At 51.1% G+C, this 16,399-nt stretch carries 7 protein-coding genes; 2 read left to right on the top strand and 5 right to left on the bottom strand.

The features are described from left to right. The first annotated feature begins 289 nt into the window (after window positions 1–289). Window positions 290–2,101, top strand: a complete 1,812-nt coding sequence (locus tag RDO88_RS01255) for an alpha-L-fucosidase (protein WP_374043881.1) — start codon at window positions 290–292, stop codon at window positions 2,099–2,101. Window positions 2,102–2,122: 21 nt separating this feature from the next. Continuing rightward, entirely contained in the window at window positions 2,123–5,722 is a 3,600-nt protein-coding gene (locus RDO88_RS01250; RefSeq protein ID WP_307757620.1) for a glycoside hydrolase family 2 TIM barrel-domain containing protein, read from the top strand. Window positions 5,723–5,805: 83 nt separating this feature from the next. On the opposite strand, the gene RDO88_RS01245 is transcribed toward RDO88_RS01250, so the two are convergent. The 5 genes from RDO88_RS01245 to RDO88_RS01225 all read right to left on the bottom strand — a co-directional run bounded on the left by RDO88_RS01245 (window position 5,806) and on the right by RDO88_RS01225 (window position 16,286). Continuing rightward, window positions 5,806–6,750, bottom strand: coding sequence for a tRNA-dihydrouridine synthase (locus RDO88_RS01245; RefSeq protein ID WP_307757619.1), 945 nt, complete (start codon window positions 6,748–6,750; stop codon window positions 5,806–5,808). Window positions 6,751–7,076: 326 nt separating this feature from the next. After that, window positions 7,077–9,551, bottom strand: coding sequence for a glycoside hydrolase N-terminal domain-containing protein (locus RDO88_RS01240; protein WP_307757618.1), 2,475 nt, complete (start codon window positions 9,549–9,551; stop codon window positions 7,077–7,079). Between the two features lie 29 nt (window positions 9,552–9,580). Then, the gene (locus tag RDO88_RS01235) at window positions 9,581–11,656 is read right to left on the bottom strand and encodes a family 20 glycosylhydrolase (protein ID WP_307757617.1); all 2,076 of its coding nucleotides are present in this window, start codon (window positions 11,654–11,656) and stop codon (window positions 9,581–9,583) included. Window positions 11,657–11,664: 8 nt separating this feature from the next. Next, a complete protein-coding gene (locus RDO88_RS01230) occupies window positions 11,665–14,136 on the bottom strand; it encodes a polysaccharide lyase family 8 super-sandwich domain-containing protein (protein ID WP_307757616.1) in 2,472 nt (823 codons plus the stop codon). A gap of 56 nt (window positions 14,137–14,192) precedes the next feature. After that, entirely contained in the window at window positions 14,193–16,286 is a 2,094-nt protein-coding gene (locus RDO88_RS01225; RefSeq protein ID WP_307757615.1) for a polysaccharide lyase family 8 super-sandwich domain-containing protein, read from the bottom strand. Between the last annotated feature and the right edge of the window lie 113 nt (window positions 16,287–16,399).

Below are 16,399 nucleotides of genomic sequence, written 5' to 3'. Positions count from 1 at the left end.
CCATATTTCAGACTTATTGTTTGCAAAATATTGAGTAACAACTGTTTGTAAATACGGAACGTTGATTCTACTATAGATTTCATCATAAAAGCCTGCATGATATTTCGTTTGGGAAGGCAATCATGCAGGCTTTTCGTGTTTATTCTCATTCATTTTCATGTTTGCCTTTCGACTATATTAGAGAGTAATTCTGGATAAAAATTGTCTGAAACAAGTCTCAATATTTTGTTCTCCGCTTACCTTTTCCTATATTTGTCGGAAATAATGTTTAACCCGAAGTCTTATGAAGATTAAATCATTTCTTTTGGTGTGTCTGTTGGGACTGTTTTTCTCTTGTGGTCAGACCCGGCAAGACGCAGAAGTGTTTGTAAAGCATGTACAGTTTCCTGAACATGCGACGTTGGAGCAAAAAGTATCGATGGCTGCCCGTCTGGTTCCTTCTCCCCAGCAGTTGGAGTGGCAGCAGATGGAGCTGACGGCCTTTTTGCATTTTGGTATCAATACCTTTACCGACAGGGAATGGGGTGATGGCAAGGAAGATCCTGCATTGTTCAACCCCACCGATCTGGATGCCGAACAGTGGGTTCGCGAGCTGAAGGAAGCCGGTTTCAAGATGGTATTGCTGACGGCCAAACATCACGACGGTTTCTGCCTGTGGCCTACCAAGACCACAAAACATTCGGTTGCTTCTTCTCCCTGGAAGGATGGAAAAGGTGACGTGGTGAAGGAACTGCGTGACGCCTGTACGAAGTATGGCATGAAGTTTGGCGTGTATCTTTCTCCCTGGGACCGTAACGCCGAATGTTACGGTGACTCTCCCCGTTACAACGAATTCTTTATCGAACAGCTGACCGAGCTGTTGACCAACTATGGCGAAGTACATGAAGTGTGGTTCGACGGTGCCAATGGCGAAGGTCCCAACGGCAAGAAACAGGTATACGATTGGGATGCCTTCTACAAGACCATCCAGCGCCTGCAACCCAAGGCTGTGATGGCCATCATGGGCGATGACGTCCGCTGGGTGGGCAACGAACGGGGACTCGGCCGTGAGACAGAGTGGAGTGCTACCGTGCTGACTCCAGGTATTTATGCCCGTTCGGCAGAAAATAACAGCCGGCTGGATATCAATAGTCAGGCAAAGGATTTGGGAAGCCGCGAGATGTTGGAGAATGCGACCGAACTGTTCTGGTATCCTTCGGAAGTTGATGTATCCATCCGTCCGGGGTGGTTCTGGCACGAGAATGAAAATGGTAAGGTGAAGAGCCTGAAGCACCTGGCCGACATCTATTTCCAGTCGGTTGGTTATAACTCGGTGCTGTTGCTGAACATTCCGCCCGATCGTCGCGGTCATATTAATGAAGCCGACGTGGCCCGTCTGAAGGAGTTTGCGGCTTATCGCCAGCAGGTATTTGCCGACAATCGTGTCCAGAAGGGACAGAAGATGTGGGATGCCGCTTCGGGCGACCAGCGGGAATATGAACTGAAATCTTCGTCGAAAATCAATGTAGTCCTTCTGCAGGAAGACATTGCCCGCGGACAGCGTGTGGAGAGCTTCCGTGTGGAAGCCCGTGTGGGAGGGCAGTGGCAACTGTTGGGCGAAGGTACGACGGTAGGCTACAAGCGCATGCTCCGCTTCCCCACGATAGAGGCCGAAGCCTTGCGGATCACCATTGGAAGCGCTCGTCTTGAGGCACACATCAGCAACGTGGCTGCCTACTATGCTCCCGATGTCGAAGAACAGCAGGCAGCCTCCAAGTGGAACGACCTGTCCCGCGATTCCTGGAAGAAAGTTTCTGCCCAGCCGCTTGTCATTGACCTGGGTAAGGAAGTAAACCTGAAAGGCTTTACCTATGCTCCTCTCAACGAGCAGGCCAAGCCGACCATGGCCTACCGTTATACCTTCTATGTCAGCCCGGACGGAAAAGAATGGACCAAGGTGCAAGCCAACGGTGAGTTCAGCAACATCATGCACAATCCGTTGCCGCAGACCGTCAAGTTTGCCCAGCCTCAGAAGGCCCGTTTCATCAAGCTTGATGCTACAACTCCCGATGCTTCGGCAGCTGTAGTAGAGATGGAAGAAATCGGTGTGTCCTTAAATTAATTGATAATAGACAGTATTACGATGAAAAAAATCTTAGTAAGTTTAGCATGTATCTTCGTATGGGCCGTCAGTGTGGCCTGTGCGCAGGTCAACTTTGCCAAGGACAAGCTATACAACATAGCGCCGGCCGGGCAGAAAGGGAAAGTGATCGGTTACAAGGCGGGTGGCGGAGAGGCTCTGCTGGTGAAGCAGAGTGCAGCCGACCAGCTGCAGCAATGGGCCCTCAGCAATCTGTCGGGCAGTTTCCGCATCCTCAACCCCTTCGAGAACAAGGCTGTTCACAACAAGGCCGGTCAGGCGGTGGGCATTACGGAAAACAACGGTTCGGACGAGTCGCAGTTGTGGATTGTCCGCGAGAACGGGAAGTATGTACAGATATTCCCCTCCAACAGCCCCGACCTGATTATGGTTTGCAACAAGTCAGGCCAGCTGGCTCTGGTAGCCAAGGACGGATTGAAGGACGAGAAGGAAACACTCTTCTCCATCGAGGTCAGCCCGATGCCGATGCCCGAAGGCATGGCCGAGCAGGTAGTGCAGCGTTCGCGTACCTATTGGGAAGACGAAACCCGCTTTGAAGAGAACAAGGAAGTGGGGCACGCCACTTACCTTCCCTACGCCAGCGAGGCCGAAATGACGGCCGATGCCGAATATTACCGCACGCCGTGGGTCGATAACCATAGTTCGCGCTACCTGTTGCTGAACGGCGACTGGTCTTTCAACTTTGTACCCGAACCCTCGCAACGCCCGTTGAACTTCTACAAGGAAGACTTCGACGTGTCGGGCTGGGAAACCATCCCCGTGCCTTCCAACTGGGAGATGCAGGGTTACGACCGCCCCATCTATGCCAATGTGGAATATCCGCACGCCAATACGCCTCCCTACATCGACGCCCGCAAGGGTTTCAACGACGGCGGCAAGAACTACGGCATCAACCCCGTGGGTTCCTACGTGCGCTTTTTCGACCTGCCGAAGGGCTGGGAGAACCGTCGCACCTTCATCCACTTCGGAGGTATTTATAGTGCCGCGCTGGTTTATCTGAACGGTAAATACGTGGGCTATACGCAGGGTGCCAACAACGTGGCCGAATTCGACCTGACTCCATACCTGCGTACGGGCCGTAACCGCCTGGCCGTACAGGTGTTCCGCTGGAGCGACGGCTCCTATCTGGAGTGTCAGGACATGTTCCGCATGAGCGGTATCTTCCGCGACGTCTGTCTGTACAGCACTCCGAAGGTCAGCGTACGCGACCATTACATCACCTCCCGCCTCGATGCGCAGGCCGGATATAAGGCCGGTGAGCTCTCCGTTGCCCTGAAGCTCGACAATCGCGACGGGCTGAACGGCAAGAAAGACATAGCCCTCCGCCTGCTGGCTTCCGACGGCTCATTGGTAGCCGAAAAGGAACTCACTGTTTCGTTCACTGAAAAAGACCGCGAAGTGGAGGCGAAAGCATTGTTTTCTTCGTTGAAGGACTTGCAGCTCTGGACGGCCGAGACGCCGAACCTCTACACTCTGCACGTCATCCAGCGTGAGGGAGGCAAGGATGAGATGGCCTTCTCTACGAAATATGGCTTCAGAGACATCGAAGTGCGTGGCCCGCTGGTATACATCAACGGCCAGCGCGTGTTCTTCAAAGGTACGAACCGCCACGATACGCACCCCCTTTACGGCCGTGCCGTGCCTGTAGAGTCGATGTTGCGCGACGTATTGCTGATGAAACAGAACAACATCAATACCATCCGTACGTCCCACTATCCGAACGCGGCCAAGATGTACGCCATGTTCGACTACTTCGGACTCTATACGATGGATGAGGCCGACCTCGAAGACCATGCCAACCAGTCTATCAGCGACATGCCGTCGTGGATTCCCTCCTTTGTGGACCGCATCGACCGCATGGTACTGCGCGACCGCAACCATCCGTCTGTCATCTTCTGGAGCTTGGGCAACGAAGCCGGAGGCGGCAGTAACTTCCAGGCCTGCTACGATGCGGCCCGCCGTCTGGACAACCGTCCCATCCACTACGAAGGAACGCGCGACGGAAAAGAATTTGGCGGTAATCGTTTCAGCGACCTCTATTCGAAAATGTATCCGGGCATGCGGTGGATGGACAAGTATGTCAACTCCTTCGACAAGCCGATGTTCATCTGCGAATACGCCCACGCCATGGGCAATGCCATCGGTAACCTGAAGGAATACTGGCAGAGCATCGAAAGCAGTTCGTCCACCATCGGTGGTGCCATTTGGGACTGGGTGGACCAGGCCATCTATGAGCCTCACGAAATAAAGAAAGGTATCTACCGCCTGCACACGGGTTATGACTTCCCCGGCCCCCATCAGGGCAACTTCTGCTCCAACGGCATCATTCCCGCTACGCGCGACGAGTCGCCGAAGCTGAAGGAGGTGAAGGCCGTGTATCAGTATGTGCATTTCGCCTTCCTGGGTATGGATGTGAAGAAGGATGAGGCCAGCGTACTGTTGAAGAATACCTACGACTTCCTGCCGCTCGACGGTTTCTACCTGCGCTGGCAGGCCGTAAAAGACGGTGTGGCACTGGCAGCCGACAGCATGATGCTGGACCGCGTAATGCCCGACGACTCTTTGGCCGTGACGCTGAAACTGAACACCCTCAAGCTGCGCCAGGCACAGAAGGCAGGCGAGGAAGTGATGCTCAACCTCCAGGTATGCAAGAAGGAAGCTGCTCCCTGGGCTCCGGCAGGCCATGTGGTAGCACAGCAGCAATACACGTTGCTGGAGCGCGGCCCGCTGCCCGCACTCTCGACCAAGGGTGGCCGCAAGCTGGCCTTGCAGGTGGAAGAGACGGAAAGCACCGTCAGCGTGAAGAACGCCAACGTAGAAGCTGTATTCAATCGCAAGAACGGCCAGATGACGTCGCTGGTGATGAACGGCCAGGCCGTTGTCAGCGAAGGTCAGGGCTTTGTCTATGACAACCATCGCTGGATAGAGAACGACCGCTTTACCCGTACAGAGAACGGACTTGAGGCCGAAGGCGAATGCACGGTGACGAAAGACGGTGCGAAAGTCGTGGTGAAGACCGTCCGTAAGGGTTCGCTCTGCGACACGCAGATTACCTACACCTTTGCCCCCGACGGTACGATGGATATGGACGCCGTGTTCCAGCCTCATACGGCCGACTTGCGCCGTTGCGGCCTGGTGTGCGGCATCAACCCCTCGCTGAGCCAGGTGGACTATTACGCCTACGGCCCGTGGGAGAACTACAACGACCGCAAGGACGGCTGCATGGTGGGCCGCTATACGACGACCGTGGACGATATGGCCGAGAAGTATGTCAAGCCGCAGTCCATGGGCAACCGTGAAGGCCTGCGCGAACTGAAGCTGACCGACGCTTCGGGCAAGGGTGTCTGCATCCGTACGGAAGGCAACGTTTCCTTCTCCGCTCTGCGCTACACCGACGAGGACCTGATGAAGGGACAGCACATGTGGGAACTGACAGCCCGTCCGTACATCGTGCTCCATCTGGATGCCGTTATGCGGGGTGTGGGCAACGCCAGCTGTGGCAGCGATGTCGACACGCTCCCCATCTATCGCGTATCTCAGGAGGAACATTCCTACAAGCTGAGATTCACTCCTTGTCTGTAAGGATATAATAAACGTTCAGGCACGGACTGCATGGCCCTTTGAGGCTGTGCACTCCGTGCCTGAATGTTGTATACAACCTGTGTTCAAGACTTCAACAAGCTGTTGACTGCTTGTTGATAAGCTTCCAGGCGCGTCGCCTTGTGGATGGCTTTGCGGGCCTTGCGGTCGGCGTCGGGCAGCAGATATTCCCAGAAACTCTTCATCTTCATCAGCAGTTGCTGGTCGCCGCCTTCCAGCTGGTCGGCGTAGCGGCAGAACACGTCGGTGTGCATCTGCCTGATCCGTTTCCTTTTCTCTTCTTCCGTCAGGGGCTTTTCCTGCGTATATTCCAGTGCCAGTGCCGGATTGGCCAGCAGCCCCCGGCCGATGACTGCACCTGCCAGCCGCGGAAACTCGTGGCGGATGCGGTCGATGTCGTCCGTCGTCAGCAGGTCGCCGTTGTAGAAGAGCGGCTTCTCACAGCCTTCGTAGAACGTTCGGAACCCCTCCATATCCACCATACCCTTGTATTGCTGCTTGCCCAGGCGGGGATGCACGATGACGTCTGCCAGCGGCAGGCGGTTGAGCAGCGGAAGCAGGGCCAGACATTCGTCGGGCCGTTCCCAACCCAGGCGCAGCTTGACGGACAGACGTATCTGCGGAAACTTCTCGCAGAGGGCCGTCAGCAGCCGCTCCACTTCGTCGGGATGGGGCAGCATGCCCGCTCCGTTGTGCCGTTTGGCCAGCATGGGGAAGGGACAGCCCAGGTTGACGTCGGCCTCCTGCCAGCCCTTTTCGGCGAAGAGCGACAGGATGCGTTCCCCTTTTTCTGCGTCGGAGGCAATGAGCTGGGGGACGAGCCGCAGGCCCCGGTTGTTGTCGGGCTCCACGTCGCGCACGTCTTTCCGTCGGATTTCGCCGTGCTCCACCCGCACGAAGGGGGAGTAGTAGCATTCCACGCCACCGAAGCAGCGGGCGTGTGCCTGGCGGTAGGCGGCGTCGGTATATCCCTGAAGGGGGGAGAAGCGGAGGTTGAATGAGTCTTGCATACGTTCTTGTTTTCTGCAAATGTAGCGATATTATCGGGGTTTTGCAAGCAGGGTGGCAGAAGCATCCTCGCCTCTCCGTATCCCGTCAAACGTTTACCCAGCTTAAAGCAGTCGTTTAAGCTGGGTAAAGCGACGGTTTAAGCTGGGCAAATCATTCGTTTAAGCCGGGCAAACGGATGCTTCGGGCCGGGCAAATCGGGAGCCGGGTAGGGGCCGCTGAAAAGGCGGCTATGTTTTCCTCCGGAAGAAGCAATGTTTTCCCTCAAAGAAAGCAATGTTTTGCATCGGAAGCGGCAATGCTTTCGGATGGTTCCGAGGGGACTGTCTTATTCTTCTTCGCAGCGGAACGTATAGACTTCGTTGGCTTGCGTGCCGAAGGATGCGATGTTACCTTCCTCCAGCCGGTATGCGACTTCGTGCCGCTTGGAATCAGTCAGTTGCAGAGTGCCTCCGTCCGGCAGCTTGATTCTGCAAGGCATTCCCTTTCTGGAGCGGATTTGCAGTTGGGTGATCCGCTTGTCTTTCCATTGGACGGAGATTTCAAAATTGCCCCGTGCCACGAGCCCTTCATAGCTTCCCGTCTGCCAGTTGTCGGGAAGAGCCGGTAGCGGACTGATATACGCTTCATGGCTTTGCAGAAGCATTTCGGCAATGCCTGCGGTCGTTCCGAAGTTTGCGTCAATCTGGAAAGGCGAGCGGAGGACGGCGATGCAGTTGGTCCATAAGTTATCTGCTACGGCTGTTTTCAGCAGCGTTTCGAGTACCTGATGGGCCCGTTCTCCGTTTCCGGTTCTGGCCCAAAGATTCAGCTTGTGTGCCATGGACCATCCTGTCGAAGCGTCTCCGCGCAGGTTGAGCGTGGTTTGGGCGGCATCAATCCATTGTGGCGACTGGTGGTTGATGAGGGTACCCGGGTATAGGCCTATCAGGTTGGAGATGTGACGGTGGTTGGTCTCCAGCACAATGTCGTCGTAGTATTCTTCTTCGCGATATTCCTTGACCTGACCGGACTTGCCGACGATTACGGGGTCGAGCTGTGGCATAAGTTTCTTGATTCTTCGGGTCAGGGCATTGCTCCGATGAAGGATTCGGGAAGTCTTCAGGACGTCGTTGAAGGTCTCGTAAATCATTTGCTGGTCGAAGGCACATCCGACGGTGGGATAGGGTTTCCCCGTCAGCTTGCTGAACTGTTCGGGCGACGATGAGGGATAGGCCAGCATGTGGCCGAGTGTGTCGGTCAGCGTTTTGCAGAAGAACTGCGCCATGCCCGCAATGGCCGGATAGCTTATTTCCTTGAGGATGTCGTCATCGGCCGTAAAGTAGTAATAGTCGGCAAAGAGTTTGGCGGTCATTCCTCCGGTACCCGGGCCTGAGTGCCCTCCTGGCTGTCCGATGAAGAAAGGCCCTGCACCAGCTCCGATGACCCATCCGTTGTCGCCGGGTTTGGAAGAGTAGGCATCGGGATGGTGCTTTCGGATATATGCCGAGGCTATCTGTTCCGCTTTCGGGCGGTAGGCCTTGTAGTAGTCCACATAGCTTTCGAAGAGCTCTGCCAGGTTCGTACTGAAAACGGGCCAGTAGTTCATCTGTATGTTGATGTTGTGGGTATAGTTGTTGTTCCACGGAGCCAGTTCGTACTGGTTCCACACGCCTTGCAGCAATGGGGGCAGGGTTCCCTTGCGCGAACTGCAGATCAGCAGATAGCGTCCGTACTGGAACATCAGTTCTTCCAGATAGTTGCTGCTTTTCCCTTCCTTATAGTCTTTCAGCAGCTTGTCGGTGGGCAGCGCGGGCAGAGCTTCGCCCAAATCGATTTTCACGCGGTCGAAAAACTGGCGGTAGTCGGCCGAATGCCTTTCCAGCAGCTGTTCGTAACCCAGGGCAGAGGCTTTTTCAATGGTCCTGACTACCTCGTCGTGCGGGTCGGCCTGATTCTTCAGCCTGCCGGCAGGCGCTCCTTCGAAGACGGAGGTCTGCAGTTTGTAGTTGGTACCTGTCGTCAGGAGTATGACTGCCGAATCGGCTTTCTCTACGTGCAGCCAGTCGTTCCCGTCGTCCGTGCGGTTGGCATGGATGCTTCCTCCGTAAGGGATGACTTTGATTCTTCCCTCATAAATCATTTTCAGGTATTCCGTTTCGCCACGCATGGAAAGGATGTTGTCGCTTTCGGCCACAACCCTTCCTGTACGTCCGTTACCGCTGAATCGGGTTTGTGTAGGTCCGCTCAGATACCCCTTGGTGATGGAATCGGGGCGTTGTAGGGCTCCGAACGGTACCAGATAGGGAATCTGTATCCGCAGGTTGAACGTGATGCTGGCCGCCTGATCTGCCGTCAGCTTGATGGCGATAATTTTGTCCGGATAGCTGGCAAAGTAGGTACGCTTGTAGGTTGTTCCCTGATAGCTGTATTGCACCCGCTGGATGCCGTCGTTCAGTGTCAGGCTCCGTTCATAGTCCTTGCGGTTGTTGTGGAAGAAGTCGAGATAAACATTGGCAAAGGCCGTATTGGTCTCGGTTCCCCATAGTCCGCGGATATGCAGGGTCTTGTCGGACAGAAGGATGCGTTCGGAGTCGGTCCGCCCGAAAACCGATGCGCCCATATAGCCGTTGCCGATGGGCAGGGAGTATCGTTCCCAGTCGGCGTCGGTGGGGCGGTCGCTCCAGTCTTTTTCAAACACCCCTCCATCGTTGGCTGCGGGAGCGGTGTACCACAATTTGTAGATCTTTTCTGTTCCGTTTGCCGGTTGCGCCGTAACAGCCAGAAACAATGAATAGGTCAGAATCTTGATATATTTTGTCATAACATGGATTTTATATGAGTATAAGCGGGTTATTGAACTGACAGAATCTTGTCTTTGATGAGTTTGACGAATTTGTTTTCATACCAAAACATCCAATCGGAGTTTGTTGTCTGGATGGCCAGATGTGAATGATAGTTCATCGGCAACAGATAACCTTCCGGCTGTCCCAGGACGCGTATCTGCGAATAGACGCTTTCCATGTTCTGCCGGACCGTGTCGAACTTGTTTACACAAAGTTTCAGGTTGTTCAGGCTTGGAAAGTCCCGTCTTTGGTCATACTCGGCCAATGCATACAACAGCTCGGCCGTATAGCCCGTCAGGTCATTGATACATTCGAAAACCTGAATGGAATATTCGTTTCGCACAGCCTCGTTCCGATACACAGACAGAAGCTCACGCAACTGCTGATGTTTGGCCAGTCCGGCTCGGGCTTCTTCCAGCCGTTGCTGGTATTTCCGGCTCCATTCGCCTTTGTTCGGTGTAGGCAGGCTCATCAGCTTGAATTTGCCGCCAGTACGATACAGTGCACGTCTCACTCCTTCGTCCAATAGGCCGGTTTCCCAAAGGGCGAATGTACTTTCCAGCAACGGACGGAAGTTGGGCAGCTGGGCTGCTTCATATCCGAATTCATTGATACGATAACGCTTGTCGAATTCGTCCTTTGGCATCTCCTGCTGTATGTTCCAGCTGTATTGCGCATGGGCTATAAAGCCTTGCCAGAACGTATCGCTGAGCGGAGACGCATCGTCCCATGCGGTACAGAGTACGCCTTCGATAGGAATATCTTTTCTTGCAAGCTGAAAGCTTTTGATATTGTCGACAAAACCTCCCAGGGGCATCATGGCAAAGGTGGTCTGGGCTGCGGTGGCTCCCATTGTTTTCAGCTTGTGGTCGTGATACCACTTCAGTGCCTTCTTGTTGCCCGGCTGGTTGGCATTCCCATACTGCCAGCGCATGTAGATAACCTCTTTGGGAAACGATTGGATATGTTTGTCTAATTCGGGAAGTTGCCTGTTCCACACCGAATCTACTTGCTGAGGTGGAATCTGGTCCAATATGGCAGGATAAAGTCCGGCTTGTTTGAATACCATGTCATCCCAGAAAATAGGGGTTCTGCCGTGCTTTACGGCATAGTCGCTTACACGTTTCAGCCATTTCATTTGCAGTTCGAGTGCGTTCTTGTGCTGCTTCTTGCATAAAGGGCAGGTTCCCAATGTCCCGACTTCGTCGCCGCCTACATGCAGGTATTTCCCATGTGGAGTAGCCTTTATGGCATCAGCATAAAGACTGAATTGGACTTTATAGTAATCTTCGTTCGACGGGCAGCATACCCAGTCGGAAGCGGGGTTTTCGCGCAAATGTTTCATCTCTTCATGCTTCAGGATGTAATCTGCGTGTCCGATGCCTTGAATCAGCGGACTGACTTCAATATTGAGCCGGTGGGCATATTCGCACCATTTTTTCCATTCGTCTATGCTCCATGCATTGGGAGCACCGATGACAGGGTATGTCTCATATTTTATTTTGTCTTCGAACTCAACGATAGCTGCATTCAGCTTATACGAGGCCATCTTGTCCAGGATGTGGTACATATATTCCTTTTTGTCTATATGGTGTTTCAAGTCCAGATGAATGGCCCGATACTTGCTGTAAGGTTTGTCCTTTATTTGGAGGGCAGGTATTTCAGCCTGAATCTCACGTGCCACTCTGGCCAGCTGTTCCAGTGTCATTAAGCCGTATAGCAGCCCTTTGGACGTCCGGGCGCATATTCTGATCTGTTTATCCTGGATGGTCAGTTCGTATTCTTCTTCATCTTGTATCTTTCTGTCTGTTTCAAGCAGGATACTCCCTTCTTTCGTGTCCCTCATGACGTAGGGAAAACTCTTGATACTCTTGATGCTATCCGGTAGCTGAACTTTTTTCGCAGCATATAAGCCTTTGATGTCCATTGGGCTGACACCTTCCTCGTCGTAAGTTACGACAGATTGCGGTGCAGGCAGTAATGCGTGGATAATGGCCGAATTCTGTTCATCGGAATTTTGGGCCTCCATATGGGTGCAAACGGAGACGAACGCACACAATGTAATAAGGATGAGCTTGTTCATGTTATTAATCATTTAAGTTTCGTTCTCATAGTTACACAATTTCCACAGTCTTTACCTTGAGGTAATGGGATACTGTAACTTTTGTTGTTGAAGATGATTTCTATTTCCTTCAGGTTGGGATTCATGGTTGCGTCTGTAACTGACAGAATCATTTCGCCTTCCTGTTGCTGTATCATGACAGCACAAGGTGACGATACTTTTAAGTTCAGTTTTGATGCTTTCAGGCCATTATTACCAGGATAGAATACAGCTTGTATGGTCTGCTTGTCCAGGCTTCTTATGGCTTGTACCAAGGTATCGTTTCGCAAAACTTCAAACGGCAATTTCCCGGTTGGAACACCCTGGCCGGTATATACTACGTAGCCATAGGTCCCATTTTTGGGAGTTTGTCCATGATCAGCCCAAATACGCAGTACACGTACTTCAGCAGGAAGATTTTTAATGTTCTTGTTGGTGGGATTCATCTTGACCCAGTCGGCAGTTTTCGTTTCACGACTGATATACAGCTGGGAGGTGTATTGAGGAAGGCGGCAATAAGAGAATTTATTGTTCTGTGTAATCCATACCGGTTCTTTCTCTTTACCGCTCAGAATGGTGTCCGGAGCAGTCAGCAGATACTTCTTTCCTTTATGGGTTACGTAGACTTCATCGGTCCATGCCGTTTGGTCTACAGTCGTCCGTATATGTCCTTCCCTTTCAGGAGCCAGATTGGTTACTCCTGCTCCCAAGCCGACGAAATAGTCCCCCAGGATGAAATAACCTTTGTAGGCCTGGAAGTTGTACAAAATGTCGTTGGCTATATCTCTGTCACCCCTATCATTAACATCCTTTTTGTCGGACCCGTTCATTTTCTCGAAAATGTATCCAGCCACTCCATTTTCTTTGGAGTCTGTAGCTCCGGCCGCATAGTTGTATTTGCTGCAATAACCGCGCCAGTTGGTCACGGCCGTAAGTTTGTCCATGCCTTCGCGTGCTGTTACACCCGGCATGGCCGTTACGTCCCATCCTCCCATAATCTGGAAGTATTCGTTGCCGTCCCGTTGAAACAAGGTAGCCCCGTCAGTAGGGTAGAAGTTGTAATTGTCGGCGAAAGCTGCGCTCTCCAGGCCATCTGTACGTACAGAAGACATATTGATACAAAGATGGTATTGAGGAGTCTTCTTCATCAAATCATCGTTATTGAAGAACCAGCGTACTCCACTGTATGCACCTGCTGGATACCCTTCCATGAGGATGTTGTTTTGTTTGACTTCTGCTTGTAACTTTTTCAGTTCGCTTTGTTCTTCGAGGGTAAAGGAAGAAAGCCAGTTTTCCATCACATTGTTCAGCATCTTGGTATAAGGAATGGACCTTGGGGTCGGATTATAGGCGTAAGACCCTCTGTCGAGTCCCGGCAGGCGGAACCCTTTGTAGTAATACCAGTTACCGCCGCGGAAGAAGTTCATGAGTGCTTCTTTGTTCTCTGTGGAGAGCTGTTTGGACCAAGGAGTTCCCCGTAACATGTTGAGCAGATTCAGTGCGTTTGACGCACCGTCGATGGGGTATCCCCATACCAGGCATTGCATACCGTGTCCCCATCCGGCACCATCGGCTGTAAAGCCTTCTGTCCAGAAAGAATCGTGGTAAGTGGTTTGCGAGGTCGTGCTGATACCTTTCTGACTGACTTGCGCCAAAAGGTCAACCATCGGGATAGAGTGGTACATCACGGCGACAGGCAGTAGAGAACGGTATCCTAGCGCATTTCCGCCCACCCACCAGACGTGGTTGCGGAAACGTTCAAGCGATACCACATTTTTGTCGGTTTCATCGTTACGTAAGGGTTGTGTCCAAGCTTCCAGACCTACTGTTTTCAACATGTCACAGGCTCCTTTCATTAGCGGACTTCCTTCATTTCTTTCTGCTTCCTCCATTTGGGGGAGAAGAGCAAAATATACGTTGACCGCTGCTGTCGGGATGGCAAAGCAGGAGGCATGGAAACGGGGCTTATCATTCGGACGTCGGATTTCTATTTCACCGTAATGAATGATGGCTTTCCAAAAAGCATCCCAGGAGAACAGGCCTTTATCCAATAAGTCCAACCGATGAGCCGTCGCGATATGGAAAAGGCGTTCGTAAGCTTGGGCTATGAAGATACCTACTTCATCTGTCGTTGTATTGCCATATCCTTTTTGATAGGTATTTTTTCTTTCGAACCTTTCTTCTGTTGGGTTCATATCTTCGAATGTTCCGTCTGCCTTCAGCAACTTAAGAAACTCGAGTGCTTTTTTACCAGAGTTATCTGCTTTCAGACGGTAAGGGTGGGTGTGAAAGTAGGTACGCAGTTGCACAATGGCCTGTTGTTTCTCCTTGTCTGTTACCTGCTTTGCTTCCTGATAGTAACGGTGATAATTGTCGATAGCCCATTGGCGCTCGGCCTGTTGGGCATAACTGTAAACAGATAGTGTTATACAAAATCCTGTTATAATTTGTTTCAGTTTCATGGTTATCATTTTGTCTTTAGAGTTTGTGACCTTTATAACAACTCTTATTCTTACATTTATTTTAGAGTCAATACGGTTTGATGTGTCTTTCCTTTGGATACACCATCACCGGCAAATTGGTCGAAAGTATATTGTCCTTTCTTACCATTTACTTCTATGGTGATTGTCAGTTGGTTTAACCGTTGGGATGGATCCGCGAAAAACAGTTTGTAGCTTTTCCCATCCATTTCTTGGATCATCAGTGCGCAAGGTTTGTCCACTGTGACTTTCAATTCGTCTGTGCTGATCGAACCGGCTTGATAGAATAGGGCTTGTAGAAGTTTCTTTTTGCCATCTGTTACAGCCTGGACATCGGAACTGTTGGCTACGATGCGATAGTCCTGCACGTTGAATCGGGACATGTCGTTTCGTGCGATTTTAGGTACAATAATATAGCTGTAAGTTGAGTTAGAGGGCGTTGTACCGTGATTCAGCCACAATGTACATACATCTTGATTAATTATTTCATCACTCTTCCCTTTGTTGATGTCTTTCCAGGAACCGCTTCTGTTTTCAAGTTTGAACGAGACTTGTTGTTTTTCCGGGAAGAAATAGCCGATGTCTCCATGCCAGAACCACTCTATGGGTACGTCGGTAACTGAACTACCGTTGGATACAGTGGCAATATTACCTGATGAAGAATAGACCGCATCGCTACGAAGCAGACATTGGTCCACGGTTGTATTGACCGGTTGAGACATGGGGGAGGAAATTCCACTACCCAGGCAGATGATGGCTCCATCCATAAAGAACCACGATTTGTATCCTGAAATCTGTACGCCATATTTGGTAATTAGCATTTTGAATCCACTTAAACCGTTTTTCCCATCGGAGAGACCACCACAGAAATCACTCTCACCAGGTTCTCCCCATCCTTTACACAGAGGTATCTGATTCTCCATTTGTGGATTGGTAACACCCGGTACCCGGTTCCAGTCCCAAACAGGAAAGATGTTAAGATATTCTCCACCTTTGACCCCAACGTCGATTGAACCGTCACTCATAAAGAATGATTTGATGTTTTCGTTATTTCCGTGTTCAATTTTTCTTGTACGGTTGGAAGCCAGACGTAGGCATGCAGAATAATTTTCTCCTTGAAAGAGTGTCCAGTCACCAATGTTATAATGAGTCAATGTTTCCTTTATACCGGCGTAGTTTCCTTTTTGGATGTAGCTGATGTGCCGGTCATAGTCCTCGGCATGGTTTGGATCTATTTTTTTCATACGTTCAAAGAGATTGGCAAGTCCACTGCTTTTTAAAGAATTAGGTCGGCTCACACTACGTCCTACGATATTGAAGAATTGTATATTGCTGCGAAAACTACGTGCATAGGTTTCGTTGACAAAACGATAGAGTATCTCTTGTTGTTCTGCTGACATCCGATATTCTGTACCTGCTGTATATTCAGCTACGCGCATTACTCCGCTGAGCATGACCGGTCCATAACCACCGATATAGGTTTGTGGCCCATGTTGGAAATACCCTAAGTCATATTGTATACCTTCTTCCTGGCTGTTTACGTAACTCAATGGCATGAATGTGTGGGTCACGGCTGTTTTTATCACATCTCTATCCTGTTGTAGGAGTCCCCGATACAACCAGTGTAGGGCCACATCTGTCTTATTGGCACCGGTATGTTTGGCAGGGTCACTGGCTGTTTCAATCATGTAGTCAAAAATCTTGTTTTCCAGTTCAGGCGAGAGCGGTTCGGCTCCGTATCGTGAAAGAATCAGAATGACTCCCATTTTTTGCGGAACAGAAATTTGATTGTTCCACCAATTATCGCATGTAGGTTTTTCTGTAATCCAAAATGAGAGTCCTTTAGCAATGGCTTTCTGTAGTTCTGCTTTACCGAAAACATCGCATTCTTTGAATATATAAGCCTGTACCATTTGTGTGAGACGGTCTATATGTGCTTCTGGCTTGAAGCCTAAAGAACGGTCTTTGTAGTCGATGTCAGGGAAAGCTCCTTGTTCGTTTATAACAGACAACCATTTGACTGCGTTTTCGTTGAGATATTGCGCATTCGTTCCCATGTTGGCTGTCTTGATTCGTCCTAATATAACATCACATGTCTTTTGAAAATCTGAATCATCGGGTTCGGGAGTCATAGGTGTATCGGCCGAATGTCCGATACCGTTGTCACTGCATGCAGCGAATAGCATGGGTGTTGACGAACATGCATAATAGAAACAACAAAGCGAGACTATATATTTTAGTTTTA

Origin of the sequence: uncultured Mediterranea sp. (genome assembly GCF_902493215.1) — a bacterium.
Lineage (GTDB): Bacteria > Bacteroidota > Bacteroidia > Bacteroidales > Bacteroidaceae > Bacteroides.
Note: the sequence above shows the minus strand (reverse complement) of the source record. Positions and strands in the feature narration are given on the sequence as shown.